The sequence below is a fragment of the Promicromonospora panici genome, assembly GCF_900608595.1.
Taxonomy (GTDB): Bacteria; Actinomycetota; Actinomycetes; order Actinomycetales; family Cellulomonadaceae; genus Promicromonospora; species Promicromonospora panici.
In genome coordinates, this window is record NZ_UWYY01000020.1 from 23,531 (window position 1) to 41,874 (window position 18,344).

The 18,344-nt window shown below is 72.5% G+C and carries 18 protein-coding genes; 6 read left to right on the forward strand and 12 right to left on the reverse strand.

Annotated elements, in window-relative coordinates; translation table 11 throughout:
• Positions 1-20: 20 nt before the first annotated feature.
• Together EW117_RS22010 and EW117_RS22015 are read right to left on the reverse strand one after the other, a co-directional pair.
• On the reverse strand, positions 21-743 hold the full coding sequence (locus tag EW117_RS22010) for a dienelactone hydrolase family protein (RefSeq protein ID WP_129788843.1): 723 nt from the start codon (positions 741-743) through the stop codon (positions 21-23).
• Positions 744-973: 230 nt separating this feature from the next.
• Positions 974-1,402, reverse strand: a complete 429-nt coding sequence (locus tag EW117_RS22015) for a pyridoxamine 5'-phosphate oxidase family protein (protein WP_129788844.1) — start codon at positions 1,400-1,402, stop codon at positions 974-976.
• A 94-nt stretch (positions 1,403-1,496) separates the two neighbouring features.
• Between EW117_RS22015 and EW117_RS22020 the strand changes: the two genes are divergently transcribed.
• Positions 1,497-2,474: an AraC family transcriptional regulator gene (locus EW117_RS22020; protein WP_129788845.1), complete on the forward strand. Its 978-nt coding sequence runs from the start codon at positions 1,497-1,499 to the stop codon at positions 2,472-2,474.
• On the opposite strand, the gene EW117_RS22025 is transcribed toward EW117_RS22020, so the two are convergent.
• The 6 genes from EW117_RS22025 to EW117_RS22050 all read right to left on the reverse strand — a co-directional run bounded on the left by EW117_RS22025 (position 2,446) and on the right by EW117_RS22050 (position 8,438).
• Complete coding sequence (locus EW117_RS22025) at positions 2,446-2,820, reverse strand: response regulator transcription factor (protein ID WP_129788846.1); 375 nt, start codon at positions 2,818-2,820, stop codon at positions 2,446-2,448. The genes EW117_RS22020 and EW117_RS22025 overlap by 29 nt on opposite strands.
• Before the next feature lie 58 nt (positions 2,821-2,878).
• Complete coding sequence (locus tag EW117_RS22030) at positions 2,879-3,421, reverse strand: hypothetical protein (protein ID WP_129788847.1); 543 nt, start codon at positions 3,419-3,421, stop codon at positions 2,879-2,881.
• Complete coding sequence (locus tag EW117_RS22035) at positions 3,411-3,917, reverse strand: pyruvoyl-dependent arginine decarboxylase (protein WP_129788848.1); 507 nt, start codon at positions 3,915-3,917, stop codon at positions 3,411-3,413. The genes EW117_RS22030 and EW117_RS22035 overlap by 11 nt, the downstream gene beginning before the upstream one ends.
• Positions 3,917-6,586, reverse strand: a complete 2,670-nt coding sequence (locus tag EW117_RS22040; protein ID WP_129788849.1) for a hybrid sensor histidine kinase/response regulator — start codon at positions 6,584-6,586, stop codon at positions 3,917-3,919. The genes EW117_RS22035 and EW117_RS22040 overlap by 1 nt, the downstream gene beginning before the upstream one ends.
• A gap of 194 nt (positions 6,587-6,780) precedes the next feature.
• Entirely contained in the window at positions 6,781-7,158 is a 378-nt protein-coding gene (locus tag EW117_RS22045) for a response regulator (RefSeq protein ID WP_129788850.1), read from the reverse strand.
• Positions 7,159-7,274: 116 nt separating this feature from the next.
• Positions 7,275-8,438, reverse strand: coding sequence for a sensor histidine kinase (locus tag EW117_RS22050; RefSeq protein WP_165362814.1), 1,164 nt, complete (start codon positions 8,436-8,438; stop codon positions 7,275-7,277).
• A gap of 147 nt (positions 8,439-8,585) precedes the next feature.
• Here EW117_RS22050 and EW117_RS22055 point away from each other — a divergent pair, with 147 nt between their 5' ends.
• From EW117_RS22055 to EW117_RS22065, 3 genes are read left to right on the forward strand one after another with little or no spacing between them, the layout of a single operon-like run.
• A complete protein-coding gene (locus EW117_RS22055; protein ID WP_129788852.1) occupies positions 8,586-9,611 on the forward strand; it encodes an ATP-grasp domain-containing protein in 1,026 nt (341 codons plus the stop codon).
• Positions 9,608-10,885, forward strand: a complete 1,278-nt coding sequence (locus EW117_RS22060; protein WP_242504444.1) for a glycosyltransferase family 2 protein — start codon at positions 9,608-9,610, stop codon at positions 10,883-10,885. Before EW117_RS22055 ends, EW117_RS22060 begins: the two co-directional genes overlap by 4 nt.
• Before the next feature lie 23 nt (positions 10,886-10,908).
• Entirely contained in the window at positions 10,909-12,099 is a 1,191-nt protein-coding gene (locus EW117_RS22065) for a hypothetical protein (RefSeq protein WP_129788853.1), read from the forward strand.
• 39 nt (positions 12,100-12,138) lie between these two features.
• Here EW117_RS22065 and EW117_RS22070 read toward each other — a convergent pair whose 3' ends face one another.
• The 3 genes from EW117_RS22070 to EW117_RS22080 all read right to left on the reverse strand — a co-directional run bounded on the left by EW117_RS22070 (position 12,139) and on the right by EW117_RS22080 (position 15,144).
• Entirely contained in the window at positions 12,139-12,696 is a 558-nt protein-coding gene (locus tag EW117_RS22070; RefSeq protein ID WP_129788854.1) for a histidine kinase dimerization/phospho-acceptor domain-containing protein, read from the reverse strand.
• On the reverse strand, positions 12,693-13,760 hold the full coding sequence (locus EW117_RS22075) for a PIG-L family deacetylase (RefSeq protein ID WP_129788855.1): 1,068 nt from the start codon (positions 13,758-13,760) through the stop codon (positions 12,693-12,695). The genes EW117_RS22070 and EW117_RS22075 overlap by 4 nt, the downstream gene beginning before the upstream one ends.
• Before the next feature lie 112 nt (positions 13,761-13,872).
• Positions 13,873-15,144, reverse strand: coding sequence for an erythromycin esterase family protein (locus tag EW117_RS22080; protein ID WP_129788856.1), 1,272 nt, complete (start codon positions 15,142-15,144; stop codon positions 13,873-13,875).
• A 57-nt stretch (positions 15,145-15,201) separates the two neighbouring features.
• On the opposite strand from EW117_RS22080, the gene EW117_RS22085 reads away from it, so the two are divergent.
• Positions 15,202-15,975, forward strand: a complete 774-nt coding sequence (locus tag EW117_RS22085) for a MerR family transcriptional regulator (protein ID WP_242504445.1) — start codon at positions 15,202-15,204, stop codon at positions 15,973-15,975.
• A gap of 129 nt (positions 15,976-16,104) precedes the next feature.
• Positions 16,105-17,157 carry a hypothetical protein gene (locus EW117_RS22090; RefSeq protein ID WP_129788858.1) on the forward strand — a complete coding sequence of 351 codons (1,053 nt, stop codon included), beginning with the start codon at positions 16,105-16,107 and terminating at the stop codon, positions 17,155-17,157.
• A gap of 16 nt (positions 17,158-17,173) precedes the next feature.
• On the opposite strand, the gene EW117_RS22095 is transcribed toward EW117_RS22090, so the two are convergent.
• Positions 17,174-18,343, reverse strand: a complete 1,170-nt coding sequence (locus EW117_RS22095) for an RNA polymerase sigma factor (protein ID WP_129788859.1) — start codon at positions 18,341-18,343, stop codon at positions 17,174-17,176.
• Position 18,344: the final 1 nt, after the last annotated feature.

Genomic DNA, 18,344 nt, shown 5'->3' on the forward strand with positions numbered 1-18,344 from the left:
TGCCGGCCGGACGCCCGGGCTCACCTCAGGTGCCGGCCGAAGAACCGGTCCCCGTCCTCCCGCTCGAACCACGGCGTGCCGAGGTGTCCGCCGAGGTTGGCGTGCAGCGTCTTCTCCGTGCTGCCGAAGGCGTCGAACAAGTCGAGGGCCCGTTGGCGGGGGTTGCCCTCGTCGTCCCACTGCAGCAGGAGCAGCAGCGGGATGGCGACCTGCGGGGCCTGCTCGCGCTGGGCGCGGGGCACGTAGCCCCCGGCGAAGAAGCCCGCGGCCGCGATGCGCGGCTCGAGAGTCGCCAGCCGGATGCCGAGGGCCGTCCAGCCCGAGTACCCGACCGGGCCGCCGATCCCGGGCAGTGCGAGGAGCGCGTCCAGGGCGGTCCGCCAGTCCGGGGCCGCTTTCTCGACCAGCGGGCCGATGAAGGACTCGAAGACCTCATCGGCGGGGTCGCCGGCCTGCATGGCCCGGCGGAAGTCGGCGCGAGCCCGCTCCTCGTCGGCGGAGCGGGGCCGGTCACCGCACCCGCGGGCGTCGATGGAGGCCACCGCGTAGCCGGCCGCCGCGGACAGCCGGGCCCGCGCCACCAGCCGCGACGCGCTCTTGGGCAGGCCGTTGTTGTGGGCCATCAGGATCAGCGGGGCCGGTGCGGCCGACCCAGGCGTCCACAGGGTGCCGGGGATCTCGCCGAGGGTGAACTCGCGTTCGAGGACGCCGTCGTCGAGGCGCTGTTCAGAGATGAATCGCATGGTCGTGCCTTTCGGGAGTGCGCATGTGCGGCGCTCCCGGACGACCTATCGCCCGACCATGACCCCGGAGGGGAGCACCCATGTCGATACTGCGTTCACGGGTACCACCTCCTCGTTCTCTTGCACGGCCTCCGGAAGGTTAACAGTGGCCGCGTGATCCGCGAACGGGTTTTACGGAGGGTCCGACGCGGCTCCTCGAACGGCGTCCCGAACGGTACACAGGGACGGCGTCAGTACGCGTACCGGTGCACGGTCTCGGGGTGGATGACCATGCGCACCTGCTCGGTGGCCAGGATCGCCGCGAGGTCGCGGGCCCGGGTCTCGTCGGCGAGGTCCCAGTAACGCGCGGCGAGCCGGGAGGCGAGCTCGTGCGCCCCGTCGGCCTCTACCGTCGCTCGGCCGGCGACGGACACCCAGCGCTCCCGCTCACCCACCGGCGCCGCGACGACGAGGGAAGCGCGAGGATCGCGGCCCACCCGGCGCACCTTCAGCGAGTCCCGCTCGGTGAAGAGCTCGACCGTCCCCTCGGCAGTGGCCTCGAACCACACGGGCCGCGGCTGCGGCGGCTGGGACCCACTGGCCACGGACAGGAACCCGTGCAGGGGGCGTCCGAGGAACTCGACGTCGTCGGCGGTCAGCTGATTGGTGTTCTCGCTCATGATCGTGATTCAACGGCACCCGCTCGGACGGATCCATGGGTGAGGAGCCGGATCGCCTGTGTGATCGTCCGACGTCGTCGGCTAGCCTCGGCGGGTGGACGCGTTCGGTGACCTCTTCCGCGGGATGCGGGCCCAGGGCTCGTTGTTCGGCAGCTCGACCCTGACGGCGCCCTGGGCGCTGCACTTCGTGGACGGCGCGCCACTGACCCTGTGCACGGTCATCGGCGGGGAGGGCTGGATAGTGCCGCAGGACCGCCCGCCCGTCCAGCTCCGCGCCGGCGAGACCGTCGTCGTGCGGGGCCCCGCACCGTTCACGTTCGTCGACGAGGTCGGCACCCGGGCCGAACCGGTCGAGTGCGGCGAGCACTGCGCGCTGCCCGAGGAGGGCGGGACCCGGCACCGGCGCGGCTGGAACGACGGCGACCCCGGCTCCTGCGAGGGCTCGACCACACTGATCGTCGGCGCCTACCCGGTGCACGGCGAGATCAGCCGCCGGCTGCTGGACACGCTGCCCGTCGTCCTGCGGGTGGAGGCCGGGGGACCGGGCGACGCCGTGCTGGACCATCTCGCGGCCGAGGTCGCCGCCGACGTGCCGGGTCAGCAGGTGGTGCTGGACCGGCTGCTCGACTGGCTGCTGGTCTGCGCGGTGCGCGCGTACTTCGACCGGCCCGGCGGCGAGCCGCCGGCCTGGTACGCCGCCCAGCGGGACCCTGTCGTCGGGGACGCGCTGCGCCTCCTGCATGCCGAACCGGCCGCGCCCTGGACCGTCTCGACGCTCGGCCACCGCACCGGGGTCTCCCGCTCCACCCTGGCCAAACGGTTCGCCGACCTGGTCGGCGAACCGCCGCTGACCTATCTGACCCGCTGGCGCATGACGCTCGCGGCGGACCTGCTGACCGAGCGCGAGGGAGCGACCGTCGCCGAGGTCGCCCGGGCCGTGGGCTACTCCGACGCGTTCGCCTTCAGCGCCGCGTTCAAACGCACCCGGGGCGTCAGCCCGAGCCAGTTCCGGCGCGCCGGCAGCGGGAGCCACGGTGCACGAGTCATCGCGCCCGGGCCAGGATCCCGTTGACGCGGTCCAGCAGCTCCCGTGGGCTGAACGGCTTGGCCATGTAGTCGGTGGCGCCGACGTCGAAGCCGACCTCGGTCTTCCGCTTGGCGCTCAGGAGCAGCACCGGAACGCCAGGGGTGTCGCTGTCGCGGATCTTGCGCAGCACGTCGATACCCGACAGGCGGGGCATCATGATGTCGAGCACCGCCAGATCCGGGGGCGCCGCCTGGAACGCCTCCCACGCGGCCTGCCCGTCGTCCGCCGTGTCCACCGTGTAGCCGGCCGTGCCCAGCTTGAACTCGATGATGTCGCGGATATCGCCGTCGTCCTCGGCAACCAGGATCCGTTCCCCGCCCCCTGTGGTCATGCCCTCGTGAGTAGCACCGGGGCAAGTGCGGCGCAAACGCAACGGTCGTCCGGCGGCGTCAGTGGAACGTGGTCGCGTAGTACGTCTGCCGGTCCACGGTCTCGACGGTGACGTCCTGGGTGTGCTCGAGGTGGCGGCGCAGGTTGTCGGCGAACCGCAGCGAGTCGTCGTTGAACCGGGAGACGTCGTAGGCGCACACGACGCGGTTCTCGGCGAGGTGGGCGACCAGGGCGTCGATCATGTCCATGAACGTGCGTGTGGACCGCCGGCCCGGGTGCGCGAGGGTGAACCCGATGTACCAGATCGCCCCGCGCGCCGCGTGCTCGGGATAGCGGGCGGCGTAGAACTCCGGGCTCACCCAGGGCACCGCGGCGAGGTCCGTCGCGAGCGTGGTCAGCCCCACGGCCTCGCCCCGGTCGTCCCGGGCGAGGAGCTTGGTCACGCGATGGTCGGCCATCTCCTCGTCGAACTCCTCGCGACGCAGGACGTGCCGAGCGGCAGCGCGCGTCCGCAACGGCGCGAACGCCTCGAGGTACAGGTCCCAGAACCGCTGGGCGACGTCGCCGTCCACCGTCTGCTCGAAAGTGACGTCAGCGTCCACCGTCGGGTTCCTCCCAGCCCGTGCGGCGGAACGTCGCGACGACGACGGCGCACACCGGCAGCGCACTGCACGTGATGCCGACGAGCTTCCGGCCGGCCGGGTGGTACCTGCCGCCGCGCGTGGCCGAGAGGTCCTCGAGACTGTGCAAGAGGTCCGTGGAGACCTGTTCCTGCGACGGGCCTTCATGCTCGACGAAGAGCCCGGCACCACTGCCGTCGTCGCGTTGGGACCAGGCGAGCCCCGCCCAGGCCTCGTGCCCGGGCAGCGAGGCGTGGGCACGCGCGTACACGCAGTACAGGGCGTCCCCGTGGGCGCCCTGGAGCTGCTCCGGACCGTCCACCTGGAGGATCCGGCTGCCGGGAGGGGCGATGGAGCTCAGCCGGACGAGGTTGAAGTCGCTCACGCCGGCGCCGGCGAGCGCGGCGTCGAACGCGGCGAGCGTGGTCCGCCCGGTGCCGGTACCGGCGCTCACGCGAATGATCAAGGGTTCGGTCATCAGGTCCTCGAGGGCGGGAGGTCGCGGGACTCGTCGTCGACGTCGGTCCGTCCGGCGGATGCGTCCAGCAGGTCCAGCACAAAATCCAGGACGGCTTCCGGCGCCGTGCGCCCCTTGGTGAGGAAGACGGTGCGGCCGAGGCGAAGCTTCTCACGCTCCTCGGTGCCCACCTCCGCGCCCGAGTAGACGACCAGGGGGACCCGCCGCAGCTGGCCGTCGCGGCGCAGGGCGGCCACGAGCTCGTACCCCGAGCCGCCGGGCAGCACGAGGTCGAGGACCACCAGGTCCGGCTCGTCGCCGCGCGCGATGGCGTCTCGCGCCTGGGCCACCGAGGACGCCTGCGTGACCGCGAGGCCGCCGTCCTGCAGGACCGTCGCCACGACCCGCCGCAGGTCGTCGTCGTCCTCGACCACCAGCACCCGGTTCTGGTGCGGCCGCCGGCGGATCAGCCGCGTCAGTGCCTCGGCCCCGCTGGTGCCCGGGGTCGCGAGGTCGAGCACCAGTGCGGTGGGATGTTCGGTACCGATGGCCGCGAGCGCCGTCTGTACGTCCGTGACGCCGACGACGTCGTACCCGCGACCCTCCAGGACGGTGCGCAGGACCTCGATGACCCCGGGGTCGTCGCCTACGACCACGACCCTCGTCGTCGCGGACGTGGCCTGCGGAGGCTTCGCTGCTCGTCGGGCACCTTGCGGGGTGACGCGGCGGAGGGTGAACCGGAAGCTCGATCCCCGGCCCTCGCCCTCGCTGACCGCCCACAGCCGCCCGCCGTGTCGTTCGACGATGCTGCGGGCGATGGCGAGCCCGAGCCCGCTGCCGCCTCGTTCACGGGTGTCGGAGGCGTCGACCTGTTCGAACCGGCCGAAGACCGCCTCGAGCTTGTCCTGTGGGACGCCCCGGCCTTCGTCGTCGACGCGCATCTCGACCAGGTCACCGACCGGCTCTGCCGTCACCCGGACGGTGCTGCCCCGCGGGGAGAACTTCACGGCGTTGCCCAGCAGGTTGGTCAGTGTCTGCACGATGCGCTCGCCGTCGGCGCGGACGACCTCCAGGGAGCCGGTGGGTATCAGGACGACGCCGGCTTCTTCCGCCTGGACGGAGACCTCGTCCACCGCCATGGCGACGAGCTTGTTCACCCTGTGGTCCGCCAGCTCGAGGCGTGTGGTGCCGGCGTCCAGGCGCTCCATGTCGAGGATGTCGTCCACGAGGCGGCTGAGTCGCTCGCTGCTCGTGAGCGCGATCCGGGCCATGCGCGCCGCCTGCTCGGGTGAGTCGTCGAGAGCGCCGCTGTCGAGCAGCCCGAGTGCACCGCGGATCGACGTCAGCGGGGTGCGGAGCTCGTGGCTCACCACGGACACGAACTCGTCCTTGATGCGTTCCATCTCGCGCCGCTCGGTGACGTCGCGGAAAGCGACGACCGCACCGCGGATCGCCCCGTCGTCGCGCAGGGGGCTCGTGGTGACCTCGACGGGCACGTCCTTCCCGTCGAGGCGCCGGTAGACGTCCTGTTCCGCCGTGGCCGTGATCCCGGCGCGCAGGGTCTGAGTGATGTGGCAGTCCTCCAGCAGGTGCGCGGTGGCGTCGTCGGCCGGAACGTGGAAGGTGGCGTGTGCCTCGCGCCCCACGAGGTCCGCGGCGGACGCGCCGAGGGTGTGCGCCGCGGCGGCGTTGATGAAGGTCACCCGCCCTTCGAGGTCCACGCCGTAGATCCCGTCGGCCACGGACTCCAGCGTCCGCTCACGCTCGCTCGCCAGTGAGCGCAGCTGTGCGGTGCGTTCGTGCACCCGCCGCTCGAGCCCCTGGCGCAGGGACTCGTTGTCGGCGACGACGAGGACCTGGCGCACGACGACGGCGATGAGGACGGCGACCCACAGCATGTTCGCCACCCCGGGGAGGGCCTGGCTCATCTGGCCGACGCGCACCAGCGCCGCAGCGAGGAACAGGCCGAACGTCACGGCCGTGCCGAGCAGCGGCGACCAGTCCCCGGGCGCGCCGGCGACCGTGCTCCCGGACGCCGCGGGATGGCGGGCGGCGAGCGCGATGGCCACGTAGCCGCCGACCCAGCCCACATCGACCGGGCTGCCGAATGCGAAGTCGCCCGTCGCGGACAGGAGCGCGAAGGCCACGTCCGCCACGGCGTACAGCACGAACCCGCCACCCACGAGCACGAGTGGCACACGTTCGGCGGCGGTCGAGCGGGTCATGACGAGGACCGCGAGGGTGGCGAGCAGGGCGTCGACCACGGGCAGCGCGTATGCCGTGGGGGCCGGATCCGCTGCCGCTGCGACGGGCTCCAGCGCGACGGCGAAGATCGCGATGTACAGGACGGAGCCGCCGACCACGACGCTGTCCAGCAGCATGCGCGCGATCTCCTGGCCGCGCGTGCGGGATGCCGGGAAGAGCGAGAGGCCGACGACGCCGAGCAGGAGCGCCGCGATGTAGGCGGCGTCGCCTGCCTCCGGATCGCCGACGAGCCCCGCGTAGACATTGCCGGCCAGGCCGACGACTCCGCCGAGGGAGAGAGCTCCCCACGCCCGCCGGCGACGGCCCATCGACCGTGCGGCGCGCCAACCGCAGCTCGTCGCGGCGACGAGGCCCGCGGCGGCGAGCGCCGACATGGAGATCAGCTCGCGTGTGGCCTGGTCCAACGGGCCGGAGAGTGCGAGCACGAACAGGAGTACCGCGATGCCGGCAGTCCAGCACCAACGCACGAAACTCGCCCGTGATCGCGCAGCAGCGCCTTCCGCCCGCATATGCCAGAGCGTAGGTCAGGGCCGCAGGCCCCGCAGTTCAGCGCTGCGATCGAGGACCGGCGAGCTGACGAAGAGAGAGGGCTGGTGAGGGGGCTGGCGAGGGCCAGACCTCAGCGTCGCCAGCCGAGCAGGCCGGCGATCTGGTCGGGCAGGGCGAGCGGGTCGAACGGCTTGGTGAGCACGCCGGCGACGGCGAGATCTTCGTACCGGCGCCGCTCCGCGGGCTGCACCTTGGCGGTCAGCAGGATCACGGGGACGCTGCGCGTGCGCGGGTCGTCCTGGAGCCGAGCGAAGGTGGTGGGCCCGTCCATCGTGGGCATCATGACGTCCAGCAGGACCGCGTCCGGTGGATCCGCGCTGCACATCGCGACCGCCTGTGCTCCGTTGGAGGTGGCCTCCACCTTCCATCCGGCGAGCACCTCCAGGCCGGTCCGGACGACCTCCCGGATCGTCTCCTCGTCGTCGACGACCAGTATCCGGCGGCTCATCCGGCCGCCTCCGTAGCTTCCGTCTCGAGTCGTCCGTGCATCTGCCGTTCGACCTCCTCGCGGTTGGAGCGCCTGGTCATTCATCGTGACACGGCTGGGCGAGGGCGCACCCGCTGTCAGGCAGGAGCCGGGAGGCGCACGAGGAAGACCGCACCGGGGTCGGTGTTCTCGAAGCTCACCGTGCCGCCGTGCGCCTCGGTGAGGATCCGCACGATCCACAGCCCGAGACCGACCGAGTCGGTGTGCGGCCGGCCCTCGGCGAGGCGAGTGAACAGCCTGGACGCGTCGCGGTCGCTGATGCCCGGCCCGTGGTCCCGGACGGCGAGCACCATGGCGCCGGGTTCGGAGCGGGCGCCGATCTCCACCGGACCCAGGCCGTGCCGCAGGGCGTTGTTGGTCAGGTTTAGCAGGATCTGCTCGAGGCGGTCGCGGTCCGCGTGGACGGTCGTGCCCGGGGGGATGTCGACGGTGACCTTTCCGGGATCGGTCAGCTGCACGACGCCGGCGGCGATCTCCGTGACGTCAAGGTCTTCGAGCTGCAGCTGCAGCTTGCCGTGCTCGACCCGCTCCAGGTCGAGCAGTCCGCCGGCGAGCCGGGTCAGGTGATGGGTCTGCCGAGTCGCGGAGTCGAGCATCGGGCGCAGGTGGGCGGGGACCCTTTCGTCGTCGCCGACGATCTCCAGCACACCGGCGATCGCGGTCAGCGGCGAGCGGACGTCATGGGCCAGAGCCGACACCATCGCCGTCCGCCAGCGCTCCTGGGCCCGCAGCTGCTGCTCGGCGTCCTGCAGGTGGCGTACGTAGCGGGAGATCACCAGCCCGACGGTCACCATGACGGGGACGCCGACCACCGTGGAGCCCATCACCGGGGGTGGCGCGTCCGACAGGACGAGGCCCCCCGCGTAGGACACGGTGGCCGGGACGGCCGCCCACCAGACCGCTCTCGGCGCCTGGTGCAGCCCCAGCCAGACGAAGATCAGCACGTAGAACGGCAGAGTCCCGCCGATGAACCCGTCGAAAGCCCACGTCGAGAACCCTGCCACCGCGAACCCGGCGAGGCTGACCCACGCCACCCGGGAGACGGGCCACCGCGACCAGGGCAGGAGGAAGCACAGCAGTGCCACGACGAGGTCGGCGACGGCGACCCCGACGAGCGCGGACGCGGAACCGGGGGTCGCGGGAATTCCCACGAGGGCCAGAGACCCGGCCACGACGAACAGGTAGCCGCCCTGCTTCGCGGCAGTGCTGCCGCGCGCGGTCTCCTCGTCCGCTTCCCCCATGGCGGCAGCGTAACGAGAGGCCGCCCATTTCACCCGGCGTGACGGCCCTCCGGAGGTGCTGGGGGAGTTCCGCATGCGCCCGCACACCCGGCGCGCGAGACTCGCACTAGACGTCGAGCCGAGGAGCCTGCCGATGCGGTCCACCCGATGACCTCCCTTCTCGTGACCGGCGCGGGCGGTCCCGCCGGCCGTGCGCTCGGCGCGCAGCTCGCGGCCCGGGCCGGCGCGGGCGCTGACCTGACGTGGGTCGGCGTCGACATCGCACCCGTCACGGACCCGCACTTCCCGGCCACCGATCACGCCCCGCGCGCCGACGGCTGGGACTACGCCACCGGTATGCGGGACCTGATCGACAAGCACGCCCCCGACCTCGTGATCCCCACGGTGCAGGACGAGCTGCCCCAGGTCGCGGTCCTCGCGGAGGCGCTCGGCCGCGCCACGCCCGGCGGCGCGACCGGGGCGCTTCGCGCAGCGAACGGCATGCCCGGCCCGGCCGGCGCCGTGGTGACCGCGGCCCCGGGCTCCGCCGCGATCGCCGCCGACAAGCTCCTGACGATGCTGGCGCTCGACCGGACGGGCGTGCCCGTCCCCAGGCATGCCCTGACCACGGACTTCGCGAGCATGCGTGAGGCCCTCGCCTGGGCTCGCGGCCCGATCGTGATCAAGCCCCGCGTCTCGCGCGGCGGGCGCGGCGTGCGACTGATCGAGTCGTCCGAGGACATGCCCGGCCCCCCGAACTGGGACCGGCTGGACGCTTCCTGGATCGTCCAGCCGTTCGCCGGCGGGACCGAGTACAACCCGCAGGTGTACCGCTCACCTTCCGGCGAGTCCCACGTGGTGGTCCTGGAGAAGACCGTGCTCAAGCAGGGCCGGGTGGGCAACGCCGCCGCCGTCGTGCGCCTGGCCGAGCGTGCCGTGCCCGACGTCGAGGAGACGGCGCGCCGCGCTGCCGACGCCCTGGACCTGGTCGGCCCCATCGACATGGACGTGCGCCGCGACGTCACGGGCAAGCCCGTGGTGCTGGAGGTCAACGGCCGGTTCGGTGCCAACTGCGCGCACGCGCCCGAGCTGCTGGACGCGGTGCTCGCCCTACGGGCCGCACCGGAGCTCTGGGGACCGCGGCGAGCGGCGCCGCAGCCTGAGAAGCAGTCGCACGGAAGGCCGCCCACGTGATCCAGGTGCTCACCGCTTTCACACTCGTGGTCGGCGTGACGATGCTCGTCGTCGGCATCGTGCGGCTGCTCATGGTCCCGTTCGCCGTCCGGTACGAGATCCGCCGCCCGCGCCGGCCCTCGGGTGCCCCGCCGCATGCCGGAACCATCTTCGACCGCCCAGACCGCACCGCACCGCCCTCGATCTCGGTGATCGTGCCCGCATACAACGAGAGCGTCGTGGTGGAGAACTGCGTACGCTCCATCGTGCGCAGCCGTTACCCCGACTTCGAGGTGGTGTGCGTCGACGACGGCTCCAGCGACGACACCTACGCCAAGCTCCAGGCGCTCGCCGCCGAGCTCCCCGGTGTGCGTGCGTACACACAGCCCAACAGCGGCAAGGGCGCCGCGCTCAACCACGGCCTCAGGAACGCCGCGGGCGAGATCCTGGTGATGGTCGACGCAGACGGCATGCTCGGGCCCGACACCCTCACCGAGATGGTCCGCGGCTTCACCGACGAGCGCATCGGCGCCGTGTGCGGGGACGACCGGACCCTGAACCTCGAGGGCGTGCAGACCCGGTTCCTCACAGTGATCAACCACCTCGGCACCGGACTGATGCGCCGCGCGCTGAGCGTGCTGCACTGCCTGCCGATCATCTCCGGCAATACCGGCGCATGGCGCCGCGACGTGCTGGAACGCACCGGACCGCTCCGCGAGGACACGATCGGCGAGGACCTCGAGCTCACCTGGCGGGTCTACCGGGCCGGATACCGTGCCGCCTTCGCGCCACGCGCACTGGTCTACGCCGAGTACCCGTCCACGCTGCGCACGCTCTGGAACCAGCGCGTGCGCTGGGGACGTGGCCTGCTGCAGACCATCCGCCTGCACTACGACATGACCGGCAACCCACGCTACGGATCGTTCGGCCTCTACCTGGCGTTCAACCTCGTCGCGCAGGTTCTGGGGCCCATGGCCCAGGTCTTCGCGCTCGCCGCGTTCACGGCACTGGCGTTCCTGGGCGACCCGACCATCGTGCCGGTCACCTTCTGGCAGGTGCTCCTGTTCCTCAGCCTGCCGCTCTCGCTCGGCCTGCTCGCGTTCGCGATCTTCCTGGACCGCTCGCCGCGCGACCTGCGGCACGCGTGGACCCTGCCGCTGTGGCCGTTCTTCTCGACCATGATGAGCCTGGTCATGCTGCGCGCGGCCTGGCTGGAGCTGCGCGGCGCCGAGAGCCGGTGGAACAAGATGGACCGCAGCGGGAGGGTCTCCGTCGACACCGGAGAGAGCCCATGAGTGGTCCCCAGGCTCGCCGGGCCATGACGACCGTCGCTGTCGCGGCCCTCGCCAGCGCTCTCGCCACGTGCTCGGGTCCCGTCCCACCCACCGTGGACCGCCCCCTGGTGCGCGCACCCGACATGCATTCGATCAGCTTCGGCATCGAGGACGTGGCGGATCCGGAGCAGGACTGGGATGCCGTCAGGCAGCGGCTCGAGGCGGTGAACGCCAACGCGGTCACGCTCGCGGCAGGCCGGCCGGAGTTCGTCGCGTTCGACTGGGACGCCCACCCCGAGACCGCGGCGGAGTCGGGCCGCGACCACCTGGCCCACGCGATCGCCGAGACGGCACGGGGGCCCGGCGACGAGCCACGACTGGTCGACCTCGTCATCGACGCCCTGATTCCCCGCTGGATCGAGAACGAGCCCTCGGTCGCCGGCGTGGCGGAGGACGGTTCCCGCTCGCGGTACACGCCGTCGGCCAGCGCGGTGCACCACGGCCCCGTCGGCAAGCGCTACCTCGAGCTCGTGGGGGAGCTGGCCCGCCGCTACCAGCCCGACCAGATCACCTTCACGGAGCTCAAGTTCGACGACGAGACCTTCGGCGACGACGACGCGGCCCTGTACCGGGAGATGACCGGCGCGCACGACTGGCCGCGCCTGCCGGACGGGAGCATCAACGAGGAAGCGCCCGAGATCGCCGACTGGCGATCACGGGTGCTCGCCGACTTCCTGGACCGCGCGGGCGACGTGCTGGACGACGTGGCCGCCGAGACCGGAAAACGACCCACCCTCGCGATGGACGTCCTGATCAACTGGGAAGACCCGGAAGCGGGCAGGCCCGAGGCCGGCCTCAGCTACCCCCTGCTCGCCGAGCACGCCGACCGGCTCGTGCTGTGGGCCTATCTCGCCAGCGACAACCGGACGGCCGCCGAGCTCGAAACGGTCGCCGCGGCACTCGCGGACGCCGATGCCCCGGCCGACGGCTTCACCATGTCCGTGGGCCTCTGGGACCACCGTGCAGGGCCGAGGGGCAGGATCTCGCCGCAGGACATGGCCGGCGCGGTCCGCGCCGTCCAGGCGCACGGCATCACGTCGGTCAACGTCACTCCGTACGACCTGATGTCCGATGCGTACTGGGCCGCGCTCAGCGATGTGTGGACCGAGCTTCCGCCGACGAGCCCGTCGCCGGAGTCATCGCCGGCAGGGTCATCGCCGGCGGAGTCACAGTGACCCTGGTTCACCCGCTGAGGGAGCTACTGGCGACCTCGATCACGGCTTCTCGGCCTGCAGCTCGTTGATCAGGTCCAGCAGGCGCCGTCCGTTACGTTCGATGGCATTCACGTACGCGTGCTGCTCGTCGGTCAGGGGCTCCGCGTCCAGGAGCTGGGCGTACCCGACCACCGAGGTCAGCGGCGACCGCAGATCGTGGCCGAACTGAGCGATGAGCTCGTCCTGGAGCCGCTCGGCCCTGCGCCGCTCGGTCACGTCGATGGCGACGAACAGGTGTCCCGCCGGGGCGCCCTCGACGTCGGGTCCGCGGGTCACCACGACCTGGGCCAGGACAGGCACGCCGTCGCGACGGCGCAGCGTCCGGTCGCGAGGCGCCGGGGCGTCCGTGTCCAGGTCGCCCGCGAGCGCGGCCCGCAGCTCCTCCTCGTCGAGGATGCGGGTGACGTGGCTGCCCAGCACCTCGTCACGCGGGTAGCCCAGCAGGATCTCGGCGCCGCGGCTGAAGACGACCACCACACCGTCGTCATCGGTCGCGAAGATCGCATGGCCGGTCGCCGCGTCGACGAGCCCTGCCTCGGCGTCCCTCCTCGTGCTCACCCGTGCCCCGGATCCCCGGGCAGCCCGCCGGGTGCGTGCGGGAGCCGCAGCGTGGAGCGCACGGTCTCCAGCGGCTCCGCGTACCGGCCCGTCGTGAACCGCGCCCAGTAGCGGGCGGTGGCCCGCACGAGGTCCTCCGCCAGGTAGTCCCGGTGGGACTGCGACTCGAACGCCCGCAGCATCGCCAGCTTGGTCTCCAGGTGCTCGGCGATGTCCACGAATCGATTGGGCCGGTAGTCGACGGTCGACGAAGGGCTCTGGAAGCACGCCAGGTCTCGCACCTCCCGGGTCGCGACCTGCACGGCCTGGTGCACCGCTCGATGGTCCTGGTGCCGGTCATGGTTGCTGTGCGTGTAGACCTGGTCAGGGCCCACCTCCCGGACCACCTCCTCCACCGCCGTGATCGGACCCGACGCCGGGTCCAGGTGCGAGTCCTCGAAGCCCAGGGCGATGAGCTGCGCGCCCACGATCTCCGCGGCGGCTCGCGACTCCTTGTGCCGCGCCTCCGGATCCCCACCCAGCGAGCCACCCGACAACGTCAGGATCACCAGCTGGTCGCCGGCGCTCGCGTGGGCGGCGAGGGTGCCGCCCACGCCGATCTCTACATCGTCCGGGTGGGCGCCCACCGCCAGCACGGTCTTCGTCCGATTCTCCTCCCGGCGCTGCCTGCCCCGGCGCACCAGCATGGTCGCCCGCGAGGCGAGCAGCCCGACGTCGACGGGCTTGACCAGGAAGTCGTCCACGTCGCCACGCAGGGCGCCCACGGCGTAGTCGACGCGGTTGTGCGCGGTCAGGATGATGACGGGGACCCCCGCGGCCAGCCGGTGCACCTCCGGCAGGATCTGCAGGCCGGAGCGCCCGGGCAGCTCGACGTCGATCACCACGAGGTCGAAATGCTCGGCCCGCAGCGCGGCCAGCGCGGCGTCGGCGTCCGCGGCCACGACGACTCGCATGCCTGCGCGTTTCTCGAGGACCGTACGGGCGAACGCCCCCGCGTCGGGGTCGTCCTCCACCACCAGCGCGGACCAGACGTCGGGTGGAGCGTTGGCTGTGTCGTCCGTCATCGACCCTCCTGCACGCGGTGGGCGACGTCGCCCCTGTTGTCCCGGCCTCGCTTCGACGGTATGCATGAACGCGGCCGGGCGCCTGTCGTCGGCCGCGTGCACGACGCGGTGGCTACCGCTGCAGGACGTCCTTGACGAACACGATCCCGTCGGCCTTCGCGAGGTGGGCCGGGCTGAGCGGGGCGTAGCCGTACCAGGGAGATACGCGGGCAGGCGGCGGCGCGCCCAGGGCGGCGGCCAGCCGCGGGGCGTCGACGACGGCGCCGGCCCGCGGCAGGATCTCGTCGAGCAGGGTCTCGTCGAGCGGAGCCTCCTGGAGCTGGGCCTCCTGGAGCTGGGCGTAGAGCATTCCCTCGACGGTGTCCGGCGCGGGGGCGCCCACACCGTGTTCTGGGATCGTGCCGAGCGCGGTGGCCAGGAAGCCGTAGCCGGCACCGGCCCGTGCGCTCACCAGCGCCCCTGCGCCCCACCACTCCAGTCGCGGGTGCCCCCACATGGTCATTTCGCTCGGGCTGCGCTGGAGGTGGCTGTTGTGGCCGTACGCCAGCGTAGGCGCGCGCTCGGCCAGGGCGTGCAGGTTCGCCGCCATCATCGCGTCCCGCACGCCGAGCAGCCACGTCATACGTCCGGGCGAGGTGTCGGCCAGCCAGAAGTGGTAGCGCAGCAGCCCGGTGGCGGTGCGCCCGAACAGCCGCACCCGCTCCCACGCCTCCGGTGACGACGTGGCGATCAGGTGCGGGGCCTGCGCGTCGAGGAGGGCCACCAGGTCGTCGGCGAGCAGCCGCAGCTCACGAGCCTCCGCGGACTGCCCGACGGACCGGGACGGGTCCAGCATCGCGTCCGGGTCGGTCCAGCGGGCGTCGGCGCCGATCATCCGGTCGAGCGCCTCTGCGGTGCACGGCAGCAGGTCGGCGTCGACCCGCGCGGACAGGTACTCGTGGAGCGCGGTGAGCACGGGCCGGGGGCTCGCGCCGCCCGTGATCTCGAGCGGCCCGTCGAACCCGGCGAAGCGGACCCGGTCGGGTGCGGGCAGGCCCTCGTTGTGAGCGCGCATCCAGCGCACCAGCTCGCGGTTGCCCGGGAAGGCGCCCCACTCGTGGCTGAAGCCGCGTTCCATGACCTCGTCCAGGCCGAGGTCGGGGTCGCCCGCACGGGTGATGTAGTCGTCCACGAGCAGGCCGCCGAGGCAGTCGACCTCGAGGGCGATGGTCCGGTAGCCCTCCCGTTCGACGAGCTGCCGGAACAGCTCGTTGCGCAGGCCGAGCAGGGTCTCCGCGCCATGGGTGGGCTCACCGAGTGCCAGCAGCCGTGGCCGGGTCCCGAGCAGGCGCATGATCGCCTCGGGGTCGACGGGATGAAGGGTGTCCTTGATATCTGTTGCCATTCCCTCAACGGTATCGTTGAAGGATCGGTTGAGACCTAGGCCCGACACTGGCCTGATATGGGCGGGATGATGGCGCAGAACCTTCAAAGCGACGTTCGGCTGAGGCCGGTCGACCTGGCGCGTGAGCACGGTCTGTCCACGCAGGCGGTCCGGAACTACGAGGAGGCGGGCATCCTGCCGGCCGCGGCCCGCACAGCCCACGGGTATCGCACCTACACCCCGCAGCACGCGCAGGCGCTGCGTGCTTTCCTCGCCCTGGTTCCGGGTCACGGCCACCGGACGGCGACGGCGATCATGCGGGCCGTGCACGACGGCGCGGACGCGGACGCGTTCCGCCTGATCGACGAGAGCCACGCCCAGCTCCTCGACGACCGCCGGACCCTCCAGGCCGTCGAGCGTGCGCTGCGCGACCTGGAGTCCACCGGGCTCGAACCGGGGCGCGGGCGCGGGTCCGGGCCGGTGCCCGCGCCCGGCCCCCGCGAGACCTTCATCGGACCGCTGGCGCGGAAGCTTCGGATCCGGCCCGCGACGCTGCGCACGTGGGAGCGTGCGGGGCTGGTCCGCCCGCGGCGGGACCCGCAGACGGGTTACCGCGTCTACGACGAGGCCGACGTGCGGGACGCCCAGCTGGCTCACCAGCTCCGGCGCGGCGGTTACCTGCTCGAGCAGATAGCCCCGCTGATCGCCCAGGTGCGGACCGCAGGCGGTCTGGAGCCGCTGGAGGCCACCCTGGCCGGCTGGCACGCAGGCCTGGCCGCCCGCGGACGGGCGCTGCTCGCCGGGGCCGCGGCATTGCAGGCGTACCTCGACCAGCGTGACCCGCTGCCCTGACCCGCAGAGCGCCCGGCAACCCGACCGGTCCCGGCCCTGGCAGCCGTGCCACGAGTTCCCCCGTACGGGGGAGCGGGTTCACCCGACGGCGGGAGCAGTGCCGCTCGGTGGCCGAGCACGCTCGTGAGCATGAACAACACACCGAACGCCCACGGAGGTAACACCCACGCAGATCCGTGTCCGCGATCGCACACCGAACCGCACACCGAACCGCACACCGTGCCGGACGTCGTCCGGCTCGTCTCCCGGGCCGTCGTCCTCACCTGTCTGCTCGCCGCTGCCGCATTGACGGCGATCGAGCTCGCGGGAGTCCCTGATCCCGTCGCGATGCCCACCGCACCGAGGTGGTTCGCCGCCGTCATGGCCGCCGCCACAGTGCTGCTCGTGCTGCCCACCGGACGGCCCGCCCCGCGGTGGCGCACGCTCCTCGCCGCGGGCACGGGGGCGGGGATGCTGAGCGGGAGCCTGCTCGCCGTGCCGCACTCGGTGCTCATGCTCGTGGTCGGGGTCGTCAACCTGGTCACGGGCGTCGGCGGCTCCTTCGAGTTCGAGATCCCCTGGGCGACGGCCGGCGCACATCTGGCCGTGGTCGTCGCGAGCTCGTTCGTGCTGGCCTGGCTGGTGACGCAGCGCCGGTCGCGACGCGGACTGTGCGCACGGTGCGGGCGAGCCGCTGCCGAGCCGCCCGTCGTCGGCGACGGGGTGCGCCGGGCCCTTCGCCTGCTGGCGACGGTCGCGGTGCTCGCCGTCCTGCCCTACGCCGCGCTCAAGCTCGCCTGGGGCCTCGGCGCACGGATCGGGCTCACAGGCAGCGCTTTCGACGACGTCACCTTCCTCTCACCCGGCTTCGGCGACACGGTGGTGCTGACGGCGGTGTCCGTGGCCGTCTCGCTCGTGATGGGTGCGGGCGTCGTCCCGACGAGCGCTCGGGGCGCCGTGGTGCGCACGGTGACCGCGGCGTTCGGGGTGATCGGCTCGCTGATGCTGGTGCCGGTCAGCGTGGTCGGCGTCTTCCTCCTGGTGACGGCGCCCCCGACCGGCGACGTCGAGATCGCCGGGTGGGCGTTCACCATGGTCTACGTCTGCTTCACCGTCTGGGGGCTGGCGCTGGCTCCGCTCACCGCCCTCTACCTGCGGGCGACCCGCCGGGCGTGCCGCCGTCATGAGCTGCCGGCGTCATGAACGGGCCGCTGCGGGCTCAGGCCCGAGCCCGCAGCCGCGCCGCCTGCTTGATGAGGTGGGTCAGCTCCGCCTTGCTGCTCGCCCGGTCCGCGGCGGTTAGGTAGTGCTCGATCGCCCGGGGGACGTCGTCGGCCCGCTCGTACAGGTGGGCCGCCACGGCGTCCCACCGGGACAGGCTCGGGTCGACGTCGGCCAGGGCGGCGAGCCCGGCGCGCGGGCCGTCGACCTGTCCGACGGCGACGGCCCGGTTGAGCGCGACGACAGGGCTGTCCGTGAGCCGGGTGAGCTCGTCGTACCACTCCAGGATCTGCGGCCAGTCGGTCTCGTCGGCGGTGGGGGCGTCGTCGTGCAGGGCGGCGATCGCGGCCTGGGCCTGGTACTCGCCGAGGCGGTCGCGGGCCAGGGCGCCCTGCAGGACGGCGACACCCTCCGCGATCATCGAGGTGTCCCACAGCGACCGGTCCTGCTGGTCCAGCGGCACCAGCTCGCCCGAGGCCGTGTACCGGGCGGCCCGGCGGGCGTGGTGCAGCAGCATCAGCGCGAGCAGCCCGGCGATCTCGGGGTCCATGCGCAGCGGCTCGGCGGCCTCGGCGGCGACGAGCTGGCGGGTCAGCCGGATCGCCTCGTCGGCCAGCGAGATCTCGCCGGTGAACCCCTCGTTGAAGATCAGGTACAGCACGTGCAGCACGGCGCGGACGTCGCCAGGCGTGTCGAACCGCTCGCCGCTGATGGTCCGCTTCGCGCGGGAGATCCGCTGGGCCATCGTCGCCTCGGGGACCAGGAAGGCGCGGGCGATCTGTGCGGTGGTGAGCCCTCCGACGGCACGCAGGGTCAGGGCGATCGCCGACGCCGGGCTCAGCGCCGGATGGCAGCAGCGGCTCAGCAGGAGCAGCGTGTCGTCCGCCTGCTCGGTGGGTCCCGGCGGCGGCTCGTCGCCGACGCGTTCCTCCCGCCGCCGTCGGGCCGCCTCGGAACGCTGGGCGTCGATGAGCTTGCGGCCGGCGACCCGCAGGAGCCACGCCTTCGGGTCGTCGGGCGGGCTGTCGGGCCAGTGGCGCACGGCCTCGATGAGCGCCTCCTGCACGGCGTCCTCGGCGCCTCCGAAGTCCGCTCCGCGCCGGACGAGGACGCCCAGGACCTGCGGCGCCAGCGTCCGCATCAGGTCGTTCACCTGGTCCTCGTGCATG

What these genes read in the sequence shown, in the direction of transcription:
- EW117_RS22075 (WP_129788855.1), bottom strand. Translation starts at nt 13,760, where the DNA reads ATGACGGACGACACAGCCAACGCTCCACCCGACGTCTGGTCCGCGCTG.
- EW117_RS22090 (WP_129788858.1), top strand. Translation starts at nt 16,105, where the DNA reads ATGAACAACACACCGAACGCCCACGGAGGTAACACCCACGCAGATCCG.
- EW117_RS22055 (WP_129788852.1), top strand. Translation starts at nt 8,586, where the DNA reads ATGACCTCCCTTCTCGTGACCGGCGCGGGCGGTCCCGCCGGCCGTGCG.
- EW117_RS22085 (WP_242504445.1), top strand. Translation starts at nt 15,202, where the DNA reads ATGGGCGGGATGATGGCGCAGAACCTTCAAAGCGACGTTCGGCTGAGG.
- EW117_RS22065 (WP_129788853.1), top strand. Translation starts at nt 10,909, where the DNA reads ATGACGACCGTCGCTGTCGCGGCCCTCGCCAGCGCTCTCGCCACGTGC.
- EW117_RS22080 (WP_129788856.1), bottom strand. Translation starts at nt 15,144, where the DNA reads ATGGCAACAGATATCAAGGACACCCTTCATCCCGTCGACCCCGAGGCG.
- EW117_RS22025 (WP_129788846.1), bottom strand. Translation starts at nt 2,820, where the DNA reads ATGACCACAGGGGGCGGGGAACGGATCCTGGTTGCCGAGGACGACGGC.
- EW117_RS22015 (WP_129788844.1), bottom strand. Translation starts at nt 1,402, where the DNA reads ATGAGCGAGAACACCAATCAGCTGACCGCCGACGACGTCGAGTTCCTC.
- EW117_RS22095 (WP_129788859.1), bottom strand. Translation starts at nt 18,343, where the DNA reads ATGCACGAGGACCAGGTGAACGACCTGATGCGGACGCTGGCGCCGCAG.
- EW117_RS22045 (WP_129788850.1), bottom strand. Translation starts at nt 7,158, where the DNA reads ATGAGCCGCCGGATACTGGTCGTCGACGACGAGGAGACGATCCGGGAG.
- EW117_RS22035 (WP_129788848.1), bottom strand. Translation starts at nt 3,917, where the DNA reads ATGACCGAACCCTTGATCATTCGCGTGAGCGCCGGTACCGGCACCGGG.
- EW117_RS22050 (WP_165362814.1), bottom strand. Translation starts at nt 8,438, where the DNA reads ATGGGGGAAGCGGACGAGGAGACCGCGCGCGGCAGCACTGCCGCGAAG.
- EW117_RS22010 (WP_129788843.1), bottom strand. Translation starts at nt 743, where the DNA reads ATGCGATTCATCTCTGAACAGCGCCTCGACGACGGCGTCCTCGAACGC.